The sequence below is a fragment of the Vibrio sp. R10-SF1-ISO8 genome (genome assembly GCF_059833805.1).
The window spans coordinates 748422-763164 of sequence record NZ_JCBDHL010000010.1 but is presented as its reverse complement, the minus strand read 5'-3'; the positions used below and the strand labels follow the sequence as shown (position 1 = coordinate 763164).

Genomic DNA, 14743 nt, shown 5'->3' with positions numbered 1-14743 from the left:
TGAAGCAAACGTTTTTACAAATCGATTGCTCATTCACTTTCAACACATTTAGTTATCAACAGAGACTAAAAGCATCAATTACCCCCCTTTTGTGACATACTTCTCACGGAGCAAGGGCAGATATAGCTAGTATTGCCTCAACAGATTTTTCAAAATCAACATAATTAGTAATCAGCAGTTCGAATTACTAATAATTTTTGGAGTAATAACTATGGCAACCCCACACATTAATGCACAACCAGGTGATTTCGCTGAAACAGTACTGATGCCAGGCGACCCACTACGCGCTAAATACATCGCGGAAACATTCCTTGATGACGTTAAGCAAGTATGTGATGTTCGCAACATGTTCGGTTACACAGGTACTTACAAAGGTAAGAAAGTGTCTGTTATGGGTCACGGTATGGGTATTCCTTCATGCTGCATCTATGTTCACGAGCTAATCGCTGAATACGGTGTTAAAAACGTGATTCGTGTAGGTAGCTGTGGTGCAGTACGTGACGACGTAAAACTAATGGACGTTGTTATCGGTATGGGTGCGTCAACTGACTCTAAAGTAAACCGTATTCGTTTTAACGATCACGACTTCGCTGCTATCGCTGATTTCGGCCTTCTAGAAGAAGCTGTTAACCAAGCACGTACTCAAGAAGTACCAGTAAAAGTGGGTAACGTATTCTCTGCAGATCTTTTCTACACTCCAGAAGCAGACATCTTCGAGAAAATGGAAAAGCTTGGCATCCTAGGTGTAGATATGGAAGCAGCAGGTATCTATGGTGTTGCAGCAGACCTTGGCGCGAAAGCTCTAACTATCCTAACAGTGTCTGATCATATCATCCGCGGTGAGAAGCTTAGCTCTGAAGAGCGTCAAAAGTCATTCAACGACATGATGAAAGTAGCTCTAGAAACTGCAATCAACATCTAATTCATTCTTTTCGCCACCAAACCTAGTTTGGTGGCCCGAATAATCCCGAGGGGGAGATAGTGACAGCCGGCCAACTGCCAAAGGAAGCAAACGGGTTACAGCTCAACTTTTGTAAAACATTGGCGTGTGACAACTTTGGATTGAGTGATGCACATCGTTACGTTGTGCAGCATGCTAACCCTAAGCGACCTGCGATGGTATGCCGGGAATGTGGCGCTTTCCCCCCCTTACTTAACAACCAAGAAGTTCTCAACGAGCTTCATCGACTTCGTCAACTCCACAGTGATGGCCTTCCTGCTTGTCGCAACGACGAATGCGACAATTTTGGCTTATCGGTTCATACCCACAAACACCTCTACCATGCTTTTGGCTATAGCGGTGATCGCCAACGCTATCGCTGTAAATATTGCCAATCTACCTTTGTCGACAAATGGTCTGGGGCAAACAAAAAACTTCAATTCCAAGAAAACCTCCTTGGTTTGCTTTTTATGGGCTACTCGGTACGCGAGATCTGCCGTAAATTAGAAATCAATCCAAAGACGTTTTATGATCACCTCGATCATATTGCGAGCCGATGCCGACGTAAGCTCGCTATGTTTGATGCGCGCTGGGTGAATCATGCTGCAAGTTATGAACTGGCTTCTTTTTACGTCCCTCTACAGCCGAAAAGTAATAATGGTGTGTTGTGGATGGCAACAGGTGAAGCCCATAGTGGTTACATACTTTGTCAGCATGTGAATTATTCAGCAGCGGAAGAGCCTAGCGGTGATGTTGATCATGACCCATATCAGTACCCAGCCCGTTTCGTCTCAAAACAACACTCTTCCGAAGCGAACATGCCAGCCCCTACTCCATCGCCGATATTGAGAGAACGAATTGATCAGCAGTACCAAACCATATTAGCGAGGGGAAATGTCGAAGACCCAATGGGTAATCTCACGGTTTTCAACTATCCATCTAAAGGCGCTTTAATTCGCCCGCCTTACACTTCGTATGCGCATTTCTTGCACGTGCTTGATTTGTGCCAAGATGAGCGCCAAGTTTCAATCTACTTGCCACAAGACCCTGTTTTGCGTTCTGCAGCGCTCAGTGTCTGTCTGCCACGCATTCTGCGTCAAAATATCGACCTTATGTATGTTGAAGAAGATAAAGAGTGGAATGAAAACAACGCTATCAACAAAGTAGACATCGTCCATATGGGTTGGTGGAGAGATCGTTGGGCGATAGCATCAAGCCAAGATTCATCGAAAGGCATTTGCTATCTTGCCGGTCAAAATAATGAACCAAAACAATGGTTAAGAAGTGCTTCTATCCGGCGCACCCAGTTTTATCAGCAGCGTTTTCAGACCTTGTTCGAAAGTTTTGTCAACGAACCTAGACGCAAGCTGCGTCCAGGTGGACTAATGCCTATGTTGGATATTTTCCGTGCTTGGCATAATTTGTGCTATCAAGATAAAACGGGGAAGACAGCTGCTCAGAATCTGGAATTAACTCAATCACCTTTGACACTGCGCGAGCTCCTTTCATAATTATCAGTATTGTGACGAGCACCGTTAATCGTTCGGTGTATTGGTACTTTTAGTAGAGTTTAGCGAATGGCTATTCATATAATAACTAGTGTGCCTACGGTAATAGCCTTAAAGGATTGATTCATTGGATAAAAGCCAGCGACTTCTAGAGGTCGAAATAGATCAGCTAAAAAGCAAGGTCGAATCGGAGCCTGAAAAAGTATGGGCTATCGCTGAGCAGTGTGCTGCGCGTTCTGCGCAAATCCTCTACCCTGAAGGTGAAATTCAGTGCCTTATCATCATGTCACGGTGCGCGTGGTGTACCATGGAGTACCGCAAAGGGCTTAAGTACATCAAAGATGCGCACGGTAAACTTAACGCCTTAGATACCGACGACCTACTCCCTGAGATCCTTCACATCCATGCCCTGCATTATTGGGGACAAGCCCGTTATTACTCAGCCCAACAGTTTTGGATCAATGCCTTAGAGCAATCTGCATTAGTTGATGAAGTCGAAATTCAGCTCGAATCTCTAATCGGCTTAGGTAATGTTTGGCGAATTACCCACGAATATAACCTCGCTAAAACCACTCACGAGTTAGCGGTCATCGTGGCAAATAATGCTCGAATTAATTGGCTAGAAGGTAAAGCGCGTATCTTGTTGGCTTGGGATCATTACCTACTCAACAACTACGTAGAAATGCTCTCGGTTCTAGATGGTGCAGCCGAAGCCCTTAAAGATCATCACGACAATACATGGCAAGCAGAAGTTTGGGACTTTAGAGGTCTCGCTCTGCTTGGTTTAGAGCGCGTCGAAGATGCTGAAGAAGCGACGCGAAAAGCCCACGAGTTGGCGATGCAACATGATCTTGTATGGATGAAAGCACACTCATTTATCAGCCGTGCCAGAGTCGAATTGCTTCGCAAAAATCCACAGAAAGCAGCGGAACTGCTCATTCAAGCAGAGCAGTCAGCAGTGACATTTGATAATGGTGAGTTACTTTCACAAATCTGTTTTCAACAATCTCGCGTAGCGGAAGAATCCGGTGACTTTAAAACCGCATTAGAAGCCTTCCAAAAATATCGTAAACACTCCACGAGTATGCTCAGGGAGCAAACCGCACGAGTCAGTAACGATAAAGCGAGAGCATCAAAACGTCAACTTGAACAAAGAGCGCGTAAGCTAATCAATCGAATTCGTGGTCAGCATGAGTTTGACCCCGAAAAGCAGCTTAGCCAGATGGTGTCAGAAACCTACTGGTGGGAGCAACTGGTTCTGTTTAAAACCGAGCTAAAGCGCTCTAATCATGCTGTTATTGTCATCCAACACGAAGATTCTAATTACTTAGAGGTCTGTACTGAACTCGCCCATTCTCTATGTAACAAGCAGGATATGTTATCTCGACTCAGTAGCGAGCGATTAGGTATCTTACTCGCTGATAAGGGAGATGAGGCGGTCAACGTTTTCCATGTATTAGCCAAGATGATCGAAATCTACCCATGGCACAGGAAAGGATTGGACGACGCACTACCCAAGGTGATCTTCCAAGATATTCTGACTTTCCCATTTACCTTAGAACAATTAGAAGACAGCCAGCGACAGGAAGAGCAGCATGGAAGCCTTACTAAATAAAATTTCCGATTCTGGCCTAGACCCCTCTTCAGTATCAGGTGAAGAAGCCCTCATCTTTTGGAATCATGTCCGACAACATGTCGCAACGTCTCCACAAGAAATAGCGCAATGCCTGATTATCAGTGCAGAGTTTCGCGTCGAATTGAAGCAAATCCAGACCAGTATTGATGAACTAAAAGAAGCACTCGGTCACCTTACGCTGCCAGAAGATGCAGAACTTATCCTCGAAGTGCGCAATGGTCTTGCGGACCGTTTGGTTGAAAATGGCGATTTTCATGGCGCTTTAAATGAATACATCAGCTCATCAACCATTGCGGTCGACAATGGCTATATTGATGCTTATGTCCTGGCGGTACTTGGAATGGGCAACCTTTGCGATGCATATGGCGACCATAATCGAGCATTACGCTATTACCAAAAGATAGACAGCATTGATCATGCGATAAGTAGTCGTTCTTTACGTTTACGCTACAAACTCTACATGCTCTCCTGTTACATCGAATTAAAACGTACCACAGCAGCCAATGATCTTATAAAAGAGTGTGAAGAACTAAGCATCTTAGTCAGTGACAAAGTGCTATCTGGGCAGATATTACTTTACCAAGCAAAGCTCTACAGACAGAACAAACAGATGGACTTAGCCATGCAATCACTAGGTAATGTCCAATACTCAGCTGGCAACATACACTCGACTTGGCTCTCCAACATGATCCGCCTAGAGCTCGCGGCCTGTCTTAGTGAGCAAGACAAACCCCACATCGCGAACTGGGTGCTAGAGTCAGCAAGGCGCCGAATCAAACTCTATGCATCTCCGATTCTTAACCTTAAGCTGTGCAACTCGTTGGCTGAGATATGTGAACAAAAAGACGATTATAAAAGCGCGCTAGATTATCAGAAAAGTGCTTATCGTATCGAAAGCGATCTGATGAAAAAGATTCCTATCGGAGAGCTAGGGGCTAGCCAATTACGCCGATTGTCGCGCTTTGAGCTGCAATTAAAACTGATTCTTTCAGAACAAGAAAATAGAGAGCTGAAAGAGACCACTGAGAGCCAAAAACATACCGTGGCTCAGCTTCAGCAGGACGTGTTTACCGATCCACTTACCTCACTGCATAACCGTCGTTGGCTAGATGTTAAGCTCAAAGACCTGCTGCTCCACGATGTGCCTTTTGCTTTGATGGTAGTAGACATTGACCACTTTAAATCGATTAACGATGAACTCAGCCATTTAGTCGGCGATAAAGCGATTGTGAATGTCTCTCACGAACTCGCCGCATATTTCAAGTTTCGTGGTGCATCATGCGTACGTTTTGGTGGCGAGGAATTCTTGGTCATTTTAGAGCGCGCGACCTTAGAGCAAGCTGAAATGCACGCCGAAAACTATCGTGAACGCATTTTCAATTTCGGTTGGCAAAGTATTCTGGGTGAACGTGGTCTAACTGTCAGTATCGGTATTACGCTTCACCGTGAAGGCGAGAATACCCAAAGAACCTTCTACCGAGCAGATAAAGCACTTTATCGCGCCAAAGCCAATGGACGTAACCAAGTCTGCACTGAGTAGACACAATTCAATTCTTGATTAGCGCCCGTTCTCTTGTACAACGGGCGTTTTTGTTTTCTATCGTGTGCTTAACTGTTTGTCCATCTCATTAGCCCGATCAACTTCAAACAAAATTCATCTAATGTCTTGATTTTGTTTCTATACTTTAAACAGACACGCCTCTATTCTGTACAAAATACTATGACCAAGGATTGTTAGTATGTTTCTAGACTATTTCGCGTTAGGTCTTTTGATCTTCGTAGCGCTGGTTATTTTCTACGGCATTATCGTGATTCACGATATCCCTTATGAGATCGCCCGAGATCGCGAGCATCCACATCAAGATGCCATTCATTACGCAGGTTGGGTGAGTTTGTTTACACTCCATGCCATTTGGCCATTTCTTTGGATATGGGCCACTTTATGGCGCAAAGAAAGAGGTTGGGGATTCAAACGGCTTGAAGAGGAGCAGCACGATATTCATCACCGCGTAGATGAGCTCATTGACCAAGTCAGTCAGTTGCAAAAAGAAGTCGCTGAACTCAAACAGCAGAGCTATTCACCTTCAACGATACAACCTCAGTTTAACCGCAATGAGGAGGAGCAATAATGGATTTATTACTCATTCTAACCTATGCGGCGCTGTGCATTACCATCTTTAAAGTTTTCAATATTCCGCTCAATAAATGGACCGTACCAACAGCGGTACTCGGAGGAGTGGTACTTATCGGAACCCTGATTTTATTGATGAACTACAACCACCCTTTTACCCAAATTGGTAATCAAGTTTATTCCACTACTCCAATTGTCTCTGGTGTGCGAGGACGAGTCATCGATGTTCCCGTCGAAGCGAATAAACCGCTCAAGCAAGGAGAAGTGTTATTCACAATTGACCCTATCCCTTATGAGGCCGAGGTAGCCAAGAAAAAAGCGCAGATCAAAGAGGCTAGCCAAGGAGCTCTGGGGCTCGACTCTTCCCTTCAAGAAGCGATTGCGGCGAAGAATAAGGCAATTGCTGAACGAGACAAAGCGAAGCGAGAGTTTGACCGCTATCAGCGCGGGTTCGACAAAGGGGCTTTTACCGACCAACAACTCGACACTCGACGTCAAGCCTATAAAGCTGCAGAGTCTTCGGTTAATGTCGCAAACGCGAAAGTTGAGCAAGCTCAACTGGCACTCGATTCAGAAATAGGTGGTGAAAACACAACCGTTGCCCGCCTAATCGAAGAGCTGCGCCAAGCTGAATTCAACTTGGAACAAACCATGGTGCGAGCGCCAACAGATGGCTTTGCTACCCAACTGGCTTTAAGACCCGGTGTGATGGCAGTTCCGCTTCCACTCGCTCCCGTTATGACCTTTGTTCATACCGAAGAGATCTTCTATACCGCTGCATTTAGGCAAAACTCCCTACAACGCCTACAGCCTGGCTTTGAAGCGGAGTTTTTATTTAGAGCACTGCCAGGTAAGGTGTTTAAAGGCGAGGTAGTAGAGATACTGCCTGCCATTGGTGAAAGCCAGTTTCAAGCTAGAGGCGCTTTGTTAGGCACCGAAGCGTTAAGAACAAGTGGCAGAGTGTTCGCGAAGCTGAGAATAACTGATGACCTTTCTCCGTATCACCTCCCTTTAGGTACCGCAGTAGAAGTGGCCGTTTATTCTGATCAGTTCACTCATGTTTCGATTATGCGCAAAGTACTAATTCGTATGAAAAGCTGGCAGAACTATCTCTATCTCGACCACTAGAGCCTGTTGACCTAAGCAAAATGACATCACCCAACGCGGGATTTGCTTTCCATTTGGGTGATGTCTGTCCACCTCTTAAATTGTACCTTTCCATTTGCACACAAGGTATCCAGACGTCTAGCCCGTTATCTTTCCAAGCCATCGCTTAGCAGGTATAATCAGCGGCTTGCTGATCTAGCGACTAATAATGATTAAAACATACGCTGGACGTAATTATTAAGAAAAGACAAAGGATATCTATGAACTTTACAGCAAAAACAGTGGTTGTAATCGCTATTGGTGCGGCATTGTACGGAATTGGTGGCTTGCCTATGTTTGGCATTCCTGTATTCGCAAACACCACTCTTAAACCAGCCATGGCAGTCCTAGCACTTTTTTCTGTCCTTTTTGGACCTGTTGTTGGCTTTTTAGTTGGGTTTATTGGTCACTGGGTAACCGACCTTTTCGCTGGTTGGGGGGTGTGGCTAACTTGGGTGTTGGGCTCGGGTATCGTCGGTATGGTTATTGGTTTTTTCCCAATGCTAACCAAAAACCGCATCTCAACAGGTGATTTCAACAATAAGGATTTTTGTCTTTTTGTTGCTCTAGCATTAGTGGGTAATATCTTCGGTTACGGATGTTCAGCCTTCCTAGATACGATTCTATACGCCGAACCTTTCACTAAAGTGTTTACTCAACTTTCAATCATCGCCGCTGGTAACACAGTACTTATTGCCGTTGTGGGTTACTTTATTCTTAAATCTGTTGCGAAACGTAATAAGCAAAGCCGCAATCTGACTGAGGCATAATCATCAATGACAATTGAATTTTCTGACTTCTCTTTTAGATATGAGTCACTGGATAAACCGACATTAAAACATATCAATCTAAGGATAGAGAAAGGAGAGAAAATCGTCATTATCGGGCCAAGTGGTAGTGGTAAATCTACCCTTGGTCAATGCTTAAACGGGCTGATTCCTCACGCTATCAAAGGCGAAATTTCCGGGAACCTAACTCTAAACGGTCAAAGTATCTCAGAGCTAGACCTACACCATTACACCGAACAAATTGGCACCGTATTACAAGATACTGACAGCCAGTTTGTCGGGCTCAGTGTGGGCGAAGACATAGCCTTTGCACTAGAGAACCAGCTTGCTTCAAACCTTGATATGTACCCGCTAGTCCAGTCCACTGCTAAAATGGTTGAGCTAGAACATATGCTTGACCGGTCACCTCATGATTTGTCTGGTGGCCAAAAACAACGGGTATCATTAGCGGGCATTTTAGTTGACGACGTCGATACCTTACTGTTTGATGAGCCTCTCGCCGCTCTTGACCCTAAAACAGGGCGCAAGACAATCGAGATTATTGATCAACTGCATAAAGAGACAGGCAAGACCATCATCATCATCGAGCATCGCCTTGAAGATGTGTTGCATCGTCACGTTGACCGAGTGATCTTGATGGAGCAAGGTGAAATCGTCGCCGATATGTCACCAAACGAAATCCTCTCGTCTTCTCTATTGAACAATCATGGCATTCGTGAACCTTTATATTTATCTGCGATGAAAGCGGCTCAATGCCCAGTAGATGAAAACAATTGTGCGTCCCTGCGCGCGATGCCCGTCGAATCGTACAAAACCTTATTTTCTCAGTGGCAAGCTCACCCTATCAACACGAGCTTGAACAGCGACACTCTGCTTTCCATTGAGGGGTTAACCTATTCTTACGACGGAGAAAAAAATGCACTCGAAGATGTCTCATTTGACATCAAGCAAGGTGAGTTCGTTTCTATTTTAGGTAAGAATGGTTCAGGTAAATCAACCATAACCAAGCTCATCATGGGTGTACTGAGTCCAGACTCAGGCTCTATCTCTTTTCAAAACCAAGACATTGCCACTTTATCCATTTTCGAACGCAGTCAGAAGATGGGTGTCGTGATGCAAAACCCGAATCATATGATCTCTCATCATATGATTTTTGACGAAGTGGCATTTGGTCTGCGTAACCAAGGCTTAACAGAGCAAGAAATCGAAAAGAAAGTTCTTGATACTCTAGAGTTATGTGGTCTAAGCAAGTACAGAAACTGGCCAATCGAAGCTCTCAGCTACGGGCAGAAAAAGCGAGTTACGATTGCTTCAATTCTCGCGTTAGAACCGCAATTATTGATACTGGATGAGCCAACGGCGGGTCAAGACTACCGAAACTACACATCGATGCTAGATTTTATCGGCAAGCTCAACCAAAAACTGGGTATTACCGTCATCATCATTTCTCACGATATGCATTTAGTACTGGAGTATACCCACCGCTCGATTGTCATTTCAGACAGCAAGCTCGTCGCTGATGCCCCTATGACAGATGTTTTTACCCAACCAGAGTTGTTGGACAAAGCTAATCTGACTACCACCAGTCTTTACGATTTGGCCGATAGTTTAGAGGTGGAAAATAAAAACGCCTTTATGCAGTACTTTATCCAACAAGAGAAGAATGTCGCATGAATGCCTCTAAAATGAAGTTTGGCATTAGCTATGTCGATACCAAGTCTCCACTGCACGCATTAAACGGAATTACTAAGTTTGCTTTATTCATGGCTTGGGTCACGGTTGTTCTTACTACCTTTGATCTGCGCATGATCAGTGTGTTGATTTTAGCTGGCCTTTATCTGCTTAAACTCACTCAAGTGCCTTTTAAGGTGTATAAACCTTTATTGATCGGAACGGCGAGTGTTCTACTCCTTAACGCCCTGTTTATGTTTTTGCTTGCTCCGCAGCAAGGCTCAGAGTTCATCGGCAGCCATAACGTTCTGCTCGCCCTACCCGGTGGTTACTCGCTTACCCAGGAGACGTTGTTTTATTTAGTCACAGTAACACTCAAGTACTTCAGTATGTTCCCGATTGCTTTGGTGTTTGTTTTTACTACCCATCCAACCGAGTTTGCTGCCAGCTTAAACAGAATTGGTGTGCCATATAAGATTGCTTATGCGGTGAGTTTGACCCTGCGATACTTACCAGAAGTGAAAAATGATTTCGTCAACATCATGCATGCTCAGCAGGCTCGCGGACTCGATATATCTAAAAGCACACCTCTTTTCCAGCGTATGCAGAATGTCGCAAAAATCCTCGGACCGTTGATTTTTTCAAGCCTTGATCGCGCCGATCAAATTTCCAATGCAATGACGTTACGAGGGTTTGGTCGACATAAAGCGCGTAGTTGGTATAGCGCTAAACCTCTGCAAAGTTCAGACAAGATATGTCTAACAGCAGTGGTGTTGATCGTCTTACTTGCAATCGTGAAACGCTATTTGGAAACTGAGCTTTTTTGGTATCCACTCTAAGACAATGACAAAGCCTAGGGTCCGCTCTAGGCTTTTGTTTAACTCAGCGCTAATGCTTTGGTCCAAATAAGCAGCAATACCATCGATGAGGTAAGCCACACCGCTGTCGCCATCGATAAGGTTTGCACGAGTGAAAAGGTATAGCTGAAATAATAAACCGCGAGCAAATAACTTGCGTACGGTAGCAGCGAATAAAGCCCAAACAAAGCGGTAACGCGCAATTCCTCCATACTTCTCTCGCTTCCCACCACATAGTGTGCAATCAGTGCAAAGGTAGGAAATAGCGGCACCAATCCAGCAATATAGAAACTCTTCGACTTAGACAGTAATGCGATCATCATGACCGCAGCGGCGCCGAGCAAACACTTTAGAAATAGCGTAATCATCTCCACCCCTAAGCCAGATTCAGAAACAGTTCGTCGTCGGTCATATATTTATGTTTAGTGCCCAAGTTTCTAAGATGCATAAACATAAAGTCAGGAAAGCCAGGGGCAAGCAGGTCGTTAGGTTGCCAGACCACGCCACCAACAAAAACATATCGACCTTGCTTTTCATCACTGTGTAGCGCGTTGTTAATCTCGGTCGAAAGCTCAGGGCGAACACCTTCAATCACGCAGACTATCTGCCCGCGAGCGACACCAATAACACGCTTCACTAAATTGGCTTTCATCCCACACTTCCATGCTTGTCGCGTGGCCATTTCAAACCCGTGCTTTCGAATACCTTTGTGGACATTAACGATCAAGTTCATAACGTGATGTGCTTATGCTAGGTAAATAAGTTCTAGGTTAGTAGTACTACATTACGATGACGATGCCCTAGATTGGGCGCTTTCTCATCAGATGAAAAAACATCGCAACATAAGATCCTAGCCATTTCCGGAAATCTAATCCTTTCTACTATTGCCTATTGCATCAGTTTGCTTCACATTGGCGTAACAAATAAGAAGGGAATAATAATGAGTACAGCAAGCTTTCTTCGCTTAATCTGCCTAGCCGCTATATGGGGTGGCTCGTTTCTATTTATGCGCATCGCCGCGAATACCTTCGGCCCTGCTTTTTTGATTGAGTTCAGGGTTGGGTTCGCTGCGATCAGTTTGCTGCTTGTTTCACTGTATTTAAAACGTAAGCTCGCATTTCGGCGTAATTTCAAACACTTTATGATCATCGGGCTGTTCAACACCGCACTACCCTTTATGCTGTTTGCCTATGCAGCGCAAACACTTAACGCCTCGACCTTATCGGTATTAAATTCAACTGCGGCAATATGGGGGGCGCTGATTGGTATCTTTTGGCACAAAGCGATTCTTACTGCTAAAGCCAGTCTAGGCATGTTGACTGGGGTTGCAGGGGTGATCACCTTAGTCGGTGTCGATGCAATAAATATCGGCCTTGATGCCGCTCTACCAATATTTGCAGGGGTAATGGCAGCGTTTAGTTATGGCATCGCGACAAACTACACCAAGACTGCGCCAAAAATTGCAGCGTTCGATAACGCGCATGGCAATATGTGGGCAGCTGTTTTAATCATATTGCCCCTACTGCCTTTCATGCCAATGAGAGGTGAGCCTAGCCAACAAGAAATGCTGTCTGTTGTTGCACTTGGAGTCTTGTGTACTGGGGCAGCCTATTTGCTTTACTTCAAGTTGGTTGCTGATGAAGGTGCCGCTTCCGCTTTGTCTGTTACCTTTTTGATTCCTGTATTTGGGATTCTGTGGGGAACATTAATTTTAGATGAACCGATAGGCTGGAACACTATCGTTGGCACCACTTTGGTGCTAAGTGGCACCATGATGGTGACAGGATTCTCACCTCGACAGATGTTTCAACGTCCAAAAGCGGTTGAACAGAGTTAGGGACTCTTGCTCCTAACTATATAGTTCTAAAGTCATGAATTGACTGTTTGGATCTAGCGTGTAGTCGTCAAATGGCTTGCAATAGTGAAAACCGTGCTTCTCATAAAGGGCTCTTGCGGGAGCAAAAAATCCCATTGAGCCCGTTTCCAGACTGACTCTAGTAAAGCCCTCTTGCCGTGCAAAGTCCAATGCATGCTGTAGCAAAAATGAGGCGACACCCTGATTTCTCGCCGCACTCGAAGTCCGCATGGACTTGATTTCAACATGATTACCGTCCAAACGTTTAATCGCGGCGCAGCCCATAAGTCTGTCGGCTTTCCATCCACTCCAAAATGTTACGCTCTCATCTTTCAGCGAACTCACATCCAACGCATGCACACTTTCAGGAGGTGAAGTGGCGTTCATGTCGGCAAGGTGTTCCTCTAACAGCTTAAGAACTTCTGGGTGGTCCAACTGACCCGTTTTTATTTCCATACTTGCTCCATTTTTTAGACGTTGACGATAGCATCAGCAAAAATCAAGCCGAAGTAATAATCTTCTTGAAACACGAATCACTCACCAGCTTACCGCTATTTCAATAGTGCAAATATCCATCGAATAACGATCATCTTCACATAAATGGCATAAACACAAATTATGATTACAAATTAGTGCGACAAGAGACTCATAATTCTTCACCTCAGACCGATAAATTTATAAACATATTTTTACAAAATGACAAGTAAGCTATTTGCTATTGAAAGCGTAGGAATCCTGGTATGAAAGAAGTTGAATTTCGAACGATAGACCGCTTGTTTATCAAGATGTCCATTAATGACAAGATGTGGGTGATATTTGCTCTGTTCCTAGTTGCTGTGGCAGCTATTGCAGGAGGTAGGTACCTTCAAGAGACAAACGCACTTGAGCAACAAACCATTCAGGCGGCAGAGCACCAACTTAATGGGATATTAAGCGTTGGCTCTTCAGAGAGTATTTTGCAACTGCCAAACGTCTCAACGACGAGTTCGGTAAACAAACCTCAATACAATGATGGTATCGCAACAGTGACCGCGCAGGCTCCAAGCGGTCAAGCCTATCAACTTGTGCTCAACAACAAGAACCAAGTACAAGCAGCGAAGTCACAAGCACTAACCAGTTTTGCATTAAGCTTCCTTTGGGTGATTCCGTTTGCCATTTTCTGTTATTGGGTTGCCACTTTCCTAGGTGGGGCGCTTTGGGTGCTATACACGACAACGCAACGTATTGGTGAAGGGGATTTAACCTCACGCTTAGGTTTCCATCCTGGGCGAGACGAATTCGGTACTATAGGTTGTGCTCTTGATAAAGCGATGGACACTCTGACCGATCTGGTCGTTACCGTGAAAGAAAGTGCGACAACTTTGAGTGGAACCTCATCCTCATTTGAACAAGAAATGAAACTGAGCGAAACCCAAATTAGCCAGCAGTATGCGTCGTTGGATTCAGTTGCCACTGCAATGGAAGAGATGACGGCTTCTGCGAAAGAAGTCTCCAACATATCTCAGCAAGCCACTTCGCAAACGGAAAACGATGCTCAGCATATCGAACAAAGTTACACTCGCGTTCAGTCAGCTATCAGTGAAATTTCTCGACTATCAGACTATATTGGTAAAGCGTCAGAATCAGTGGCAAGCCTTACTGAAAACACCACTCAGATCAATGAAGTAATTACCACAATTAACGCTATTTCTGAGCAGACTAACCTTCTAGCACTTAACGCAGCGATCGAAGCGGCACGTGCGGGTGAGCAAGGTCGCGGCTTTGCAGTTGTTGCTGACGAAGTTCGAACCTTAGCAAGCCGCACACAGTCTGCGACAGTTGAAATCCAGTCAATGATTGAAAAGCTACAGTCCGAGACTCACAGCATTGCATCGATTACTGAACAAACCGTTAGCCAAGCGCAGACCAGCAGTGACTTAGTCGCGGATATTGGCAATGACGTACAATCTATTTCAGAATCAGCACGATCACTGATGGATATGAGCATCCAAATCTCAACGTCTGCTGAAGAGCAAAGCGCAGTAGCCAACGATATTGCAACAGAACTGAGTGACATTCGCACTCAATCTAACACCATCCGCAACGTGGCAGAGCAATCATCTGCTGGTGTCGCCGACCTAACGCAGGCTTCGGTTTCGCTCGCTGACATTTTGAAAAGCTATCGAACTCAATAATCGCTTTTATGTAAAATAAAGGGCTTAAGGGCCCTTT

At 44.8% G+C, this 14743-nt stretch carries 14 protein-coding genes; 11 read left to right on the top strand and 3 right to left on the bottom strand.

What is annotated here, in order from left to right:
- Positions 1 to 211 precede the first annotated feature (211 nt).
- From deoD to AC6R00_RS09080, 9 genes are all read left to right on the top strand, one after another.
- On the top strand, positions 212 to 922 hold the full coding sequence (deoD, locus tag AC6R00_RS09120; RefSeq protein WP_069668414.1) for a purine-nucleoside phosphorylase: 711 nt from the start codon (positions 212 to 214) through the stop codon (positions 920 to 922).
- A 59-nt stretch (positions 923 to 981) separates the two neighbouring features.
- Positions 982 to 2451: a transposase gene (locus tag AC6R00_RS09115; RefSeq protein ID WP_500640151.1), complete on the top strand. Its 1470-nt coding sequence runs from the start codon at positions 982 to 984 to the stop codon at positions 2449 to 2451.
- Between the two features lie 124 nt (positions 2452 to 2575).
- The gene (locus tag AC6R00_RS09110; RefSeq protein ID WP_500640150.1) at positions 2576 to 4063 is read left to right on the top strand and encodes a tetratricopeptide repeat protein; all 1488 of its coding nucleotides are present in this window, start codon (positions 2576 to 2578) and stop codon (positions 4061 to 4063) included.
- A complete protein-coding gene (locus tag AC6R00_RS09105) occupies positions 4044 to 5624 on the top strand; it encodes a diguanylate cyclase (protein ID WP_500640149.1) in 1581 nt (526 codons plus the stop codon). Before AC6R00_RS09110 ends, AC6R00_RS09105 begins: the two co-directional genes overlap by 20 nt.
- Before the next feature lie 199 nt (positions 5625 to 5823).
- Positions 5824 to 6213, top strand: a complete 390-nt coding sequence (locus AC6R00_RS09100; protein ID WP_239824818.1) for a DUF3302 domain-containing protein — start codon at positions 5824 to 5826, stop codon at positions 6211 to 6213.
- Positions 6213 to 7343, top strand: coding sequence for an HlyD family secretion protein (locus tag AC6R00_RS09095; protein ID WP_500640148.1), 1131 nt, complete (start codon positions 6213 to 6215; stop codon positions 7341 to 7343). The genes AC6R00_RS09100 and AC6R00_RS09095 overlap by 1 nt, the downstream gene beginning before the upstream one ends.
- Before the next feature lie 239 nt (positions 7344 to 7582).
- On the top strand, positions 7583 to 8131 hold the full coding sequence (locus tag AC6R00_RS09090) for an ECF-type riboflavin transporter substrate-binding protein (RefSeq protein WP_500640147.1): 549 nt from the start codon (positions 7583 to 7585) through the stop codon (positions 8129 to 8131).
- A 6-nt stretch (positions 8132 to 8137) separates the two neighbouring features.
- Complete coding sequence (locus AC6R00_RS09085) at positions 8138 to 9823, top strand: ABC transporter ATP-binding protein (RefSeq protein WP_500640146.1); 1686 nt, start codon at positions 8138 to 8140, stop codon at positions 9821 to 9823.
- Positions 9820 to 10659, top strand: a complete 840-nt coding sequence (locus AC6R00_RS09080) for an energy-coupling factor transporter transmembrane component T family protein (protein WP_500640145.1) — start codon at positions 9820 to 9822, stop codon at positions 10657 to 10659. Before AC6R00_RS09085 ends, AC6R00_RS09080 begins: the two co-directional genes overlap by 4 nt.
- Positions 10660 to 10697: 38 nt before the next feature.
- On the opposite strand, the gene AC6R00_RS09075 is transcribed toward AC6R00_RS09080, so the two are convergent.
- Together AC6R00_RS09075 and AC6R00_RS09070 are read right to left on the bottom strand one after the other, a co-directional pair.
- Positions 10698 to 11045 carry a GlpM family protein gene (locus AC6R00_RS09075; protein WP_500640144.1) on the bottom strand — a complete coding sequence of 116 codons (348 nt, stop codon included), beginning with the start codon at positions 11043 to 11045 and terminating at the stop codon, positions 10698 to 10700.
- An 8-nt stretch (positions 11046 to 11053) separates the two neighbouring features.
- Positions 11054 to 11410 carry a hypothetical protein gene (locus AC6R00_RS09070; protein WP_004744564.1) on the bottom strand — a complete coding sequence of 119 codons (357 nt, stop codon included), beginning with the start codon at positions 11408 to 11410 and terminating at the stop codon, positions 11054 to 11056.
- 207 nt (positions 11411 to 11617) lie between these two features.
- Between AC6R00_RS09070 and AC6R00_RS09065 the strand changes: the two genes are divergently transcribed.
- Positions 11618 to 12514, top strand: coding sequence for a DMT family transporter (locus AC6R00_RS09065; RefSeq protein ID WP_500640143.1), 897 nt, complete (start codon positions 11618 to 11620; stop codon positions 12512 to 12514).
- A gap of 12 nt (positions 12515 to 12526) precedes the next feature.
- On the opposite strand, the gene AC6R00_RS09060 is transcribed toward AC6R00_RS09065, so the two are convergent.
- Positions 12527 to 12988, bottom strand: a complete 462-nt coding sequence (locus AC6R00_RS09060; RefSeq protein ID WP_500640142.1) for a GNAT family N-acetyltransferase — start codon at positions 12986 to 12988, stop codon at positions 12527 to 12529.
- A 284-nt stretch (positions 12989 to 13272) separates the two neighbouring features.
- Here AC6R00_RS09060 and AC6R00_RS09055 point away from each other — a divergent pair, with 284 nt between their 5' ends.
- A complete protein-coding gene (locus tag AC6R00_RS09055; RefSeq protein ID WP_500640141.1) occupies positions 13273 to 14706 on the top strand; it encodes a methyl-accepting chemotaxis protein in 1434 nt (477 codons plus the stop codon).
- The last annotated feature ends 37 nt before the right edge of the window (positions 14707 to 14743 follow it).

What these genes read in the sequence shown, in the direction of transcription:
- deoD (WP_069668414.1), top strand. Translation starts at nt 212, where the DNA reads ATGGCAACCCCACACATTAATGCACAACCAGGTGATTTCGCTGAAACA.
- AC6R00_RS09105 (WP_500640149.1), top strand. Translation starts at nt 4,044, where the DNA reads ATGGAAGCCTTACTAAATAAAATTTCCGATTCTGGCCTAGACCCCTCT.
- AC6R00_RS09100 (WP_239824818.1), top strand. Translation starts at nt 5,824, where the DNA reads ATGTTTCTAGACTATTTCGCGTTAGGTCTTTTGATCTTCGTAGCGCTG.
- AC6R00_RS09095 (WP_500640148.1), top strand. Translation starts at nt 6,213, where the DNA reads ATGGATTTATTACTCATTCTAACCTATGCGGCGCTGTGCATTACCATC.
- AC6R00_RS09090 (WP_500640147.1), top strand. Translation starts at nt 7,583, where the DNA reads ATGAACTTTACAGCAAAAACAGTGGTTGTAATCGCTATTGGTGCGGCA.
- AC6R00_RS09085 (WP_500640146.1), top strand. Translation starts at nt 8,138, where the DNA reads ATGACAATTGAATTTTCTGACTTCTCTTTTAGATATGAGTCACTGGAT.
- AC6R00_RS09080 (WP_500640145.1), top strand. Translation starts at nt 9,820, where the DNA reads ATGAATGCCTCTAAAATGAAGTTTGGCATTAGCTATGTCGATACCAAG.
- AC6R00_RS09075 (WP_500640144.1), bottom strand. Translation starts at nt 11,045, where the DNA reads ATGATTACGCTATTTCTAAAGTGTTTGCTCGGCGCCGCTGCGGTCATG.
- AC6R00_RS09070 (WP_004744564.1), bottom strand. Translation starts at nt 11,410, where the DNA reads ATGAACTTGATCGTTAATGTCCACAAAGGTATTCGAAAGCACGGGTTT.
- AC6R00_RS09065 (WP_500640143.1), top strand. Translation starts at nt 11,618, where the DNA reads ATGAGTACAGCAAGCTTTCTTCGCTTAATCTGCCTAGCCGCTATATGG.
- AC6R00_RS09060 (WP_500640142.1), bottom strand. Translation starts at nt 12,988, where the DNA reads ATGGAAATAAAAACGGGTCAGTTGGACCACCCAGAAGTTCTTAAGCTG.
- AC6R00_RS09055 (WP_500640141.1), top strand. Translation starts at nt 13,273, where the DNA reads ATGAAAGAAGTTGAATTTCGAACGATAGACCGCTTGTTTATCAAGATG.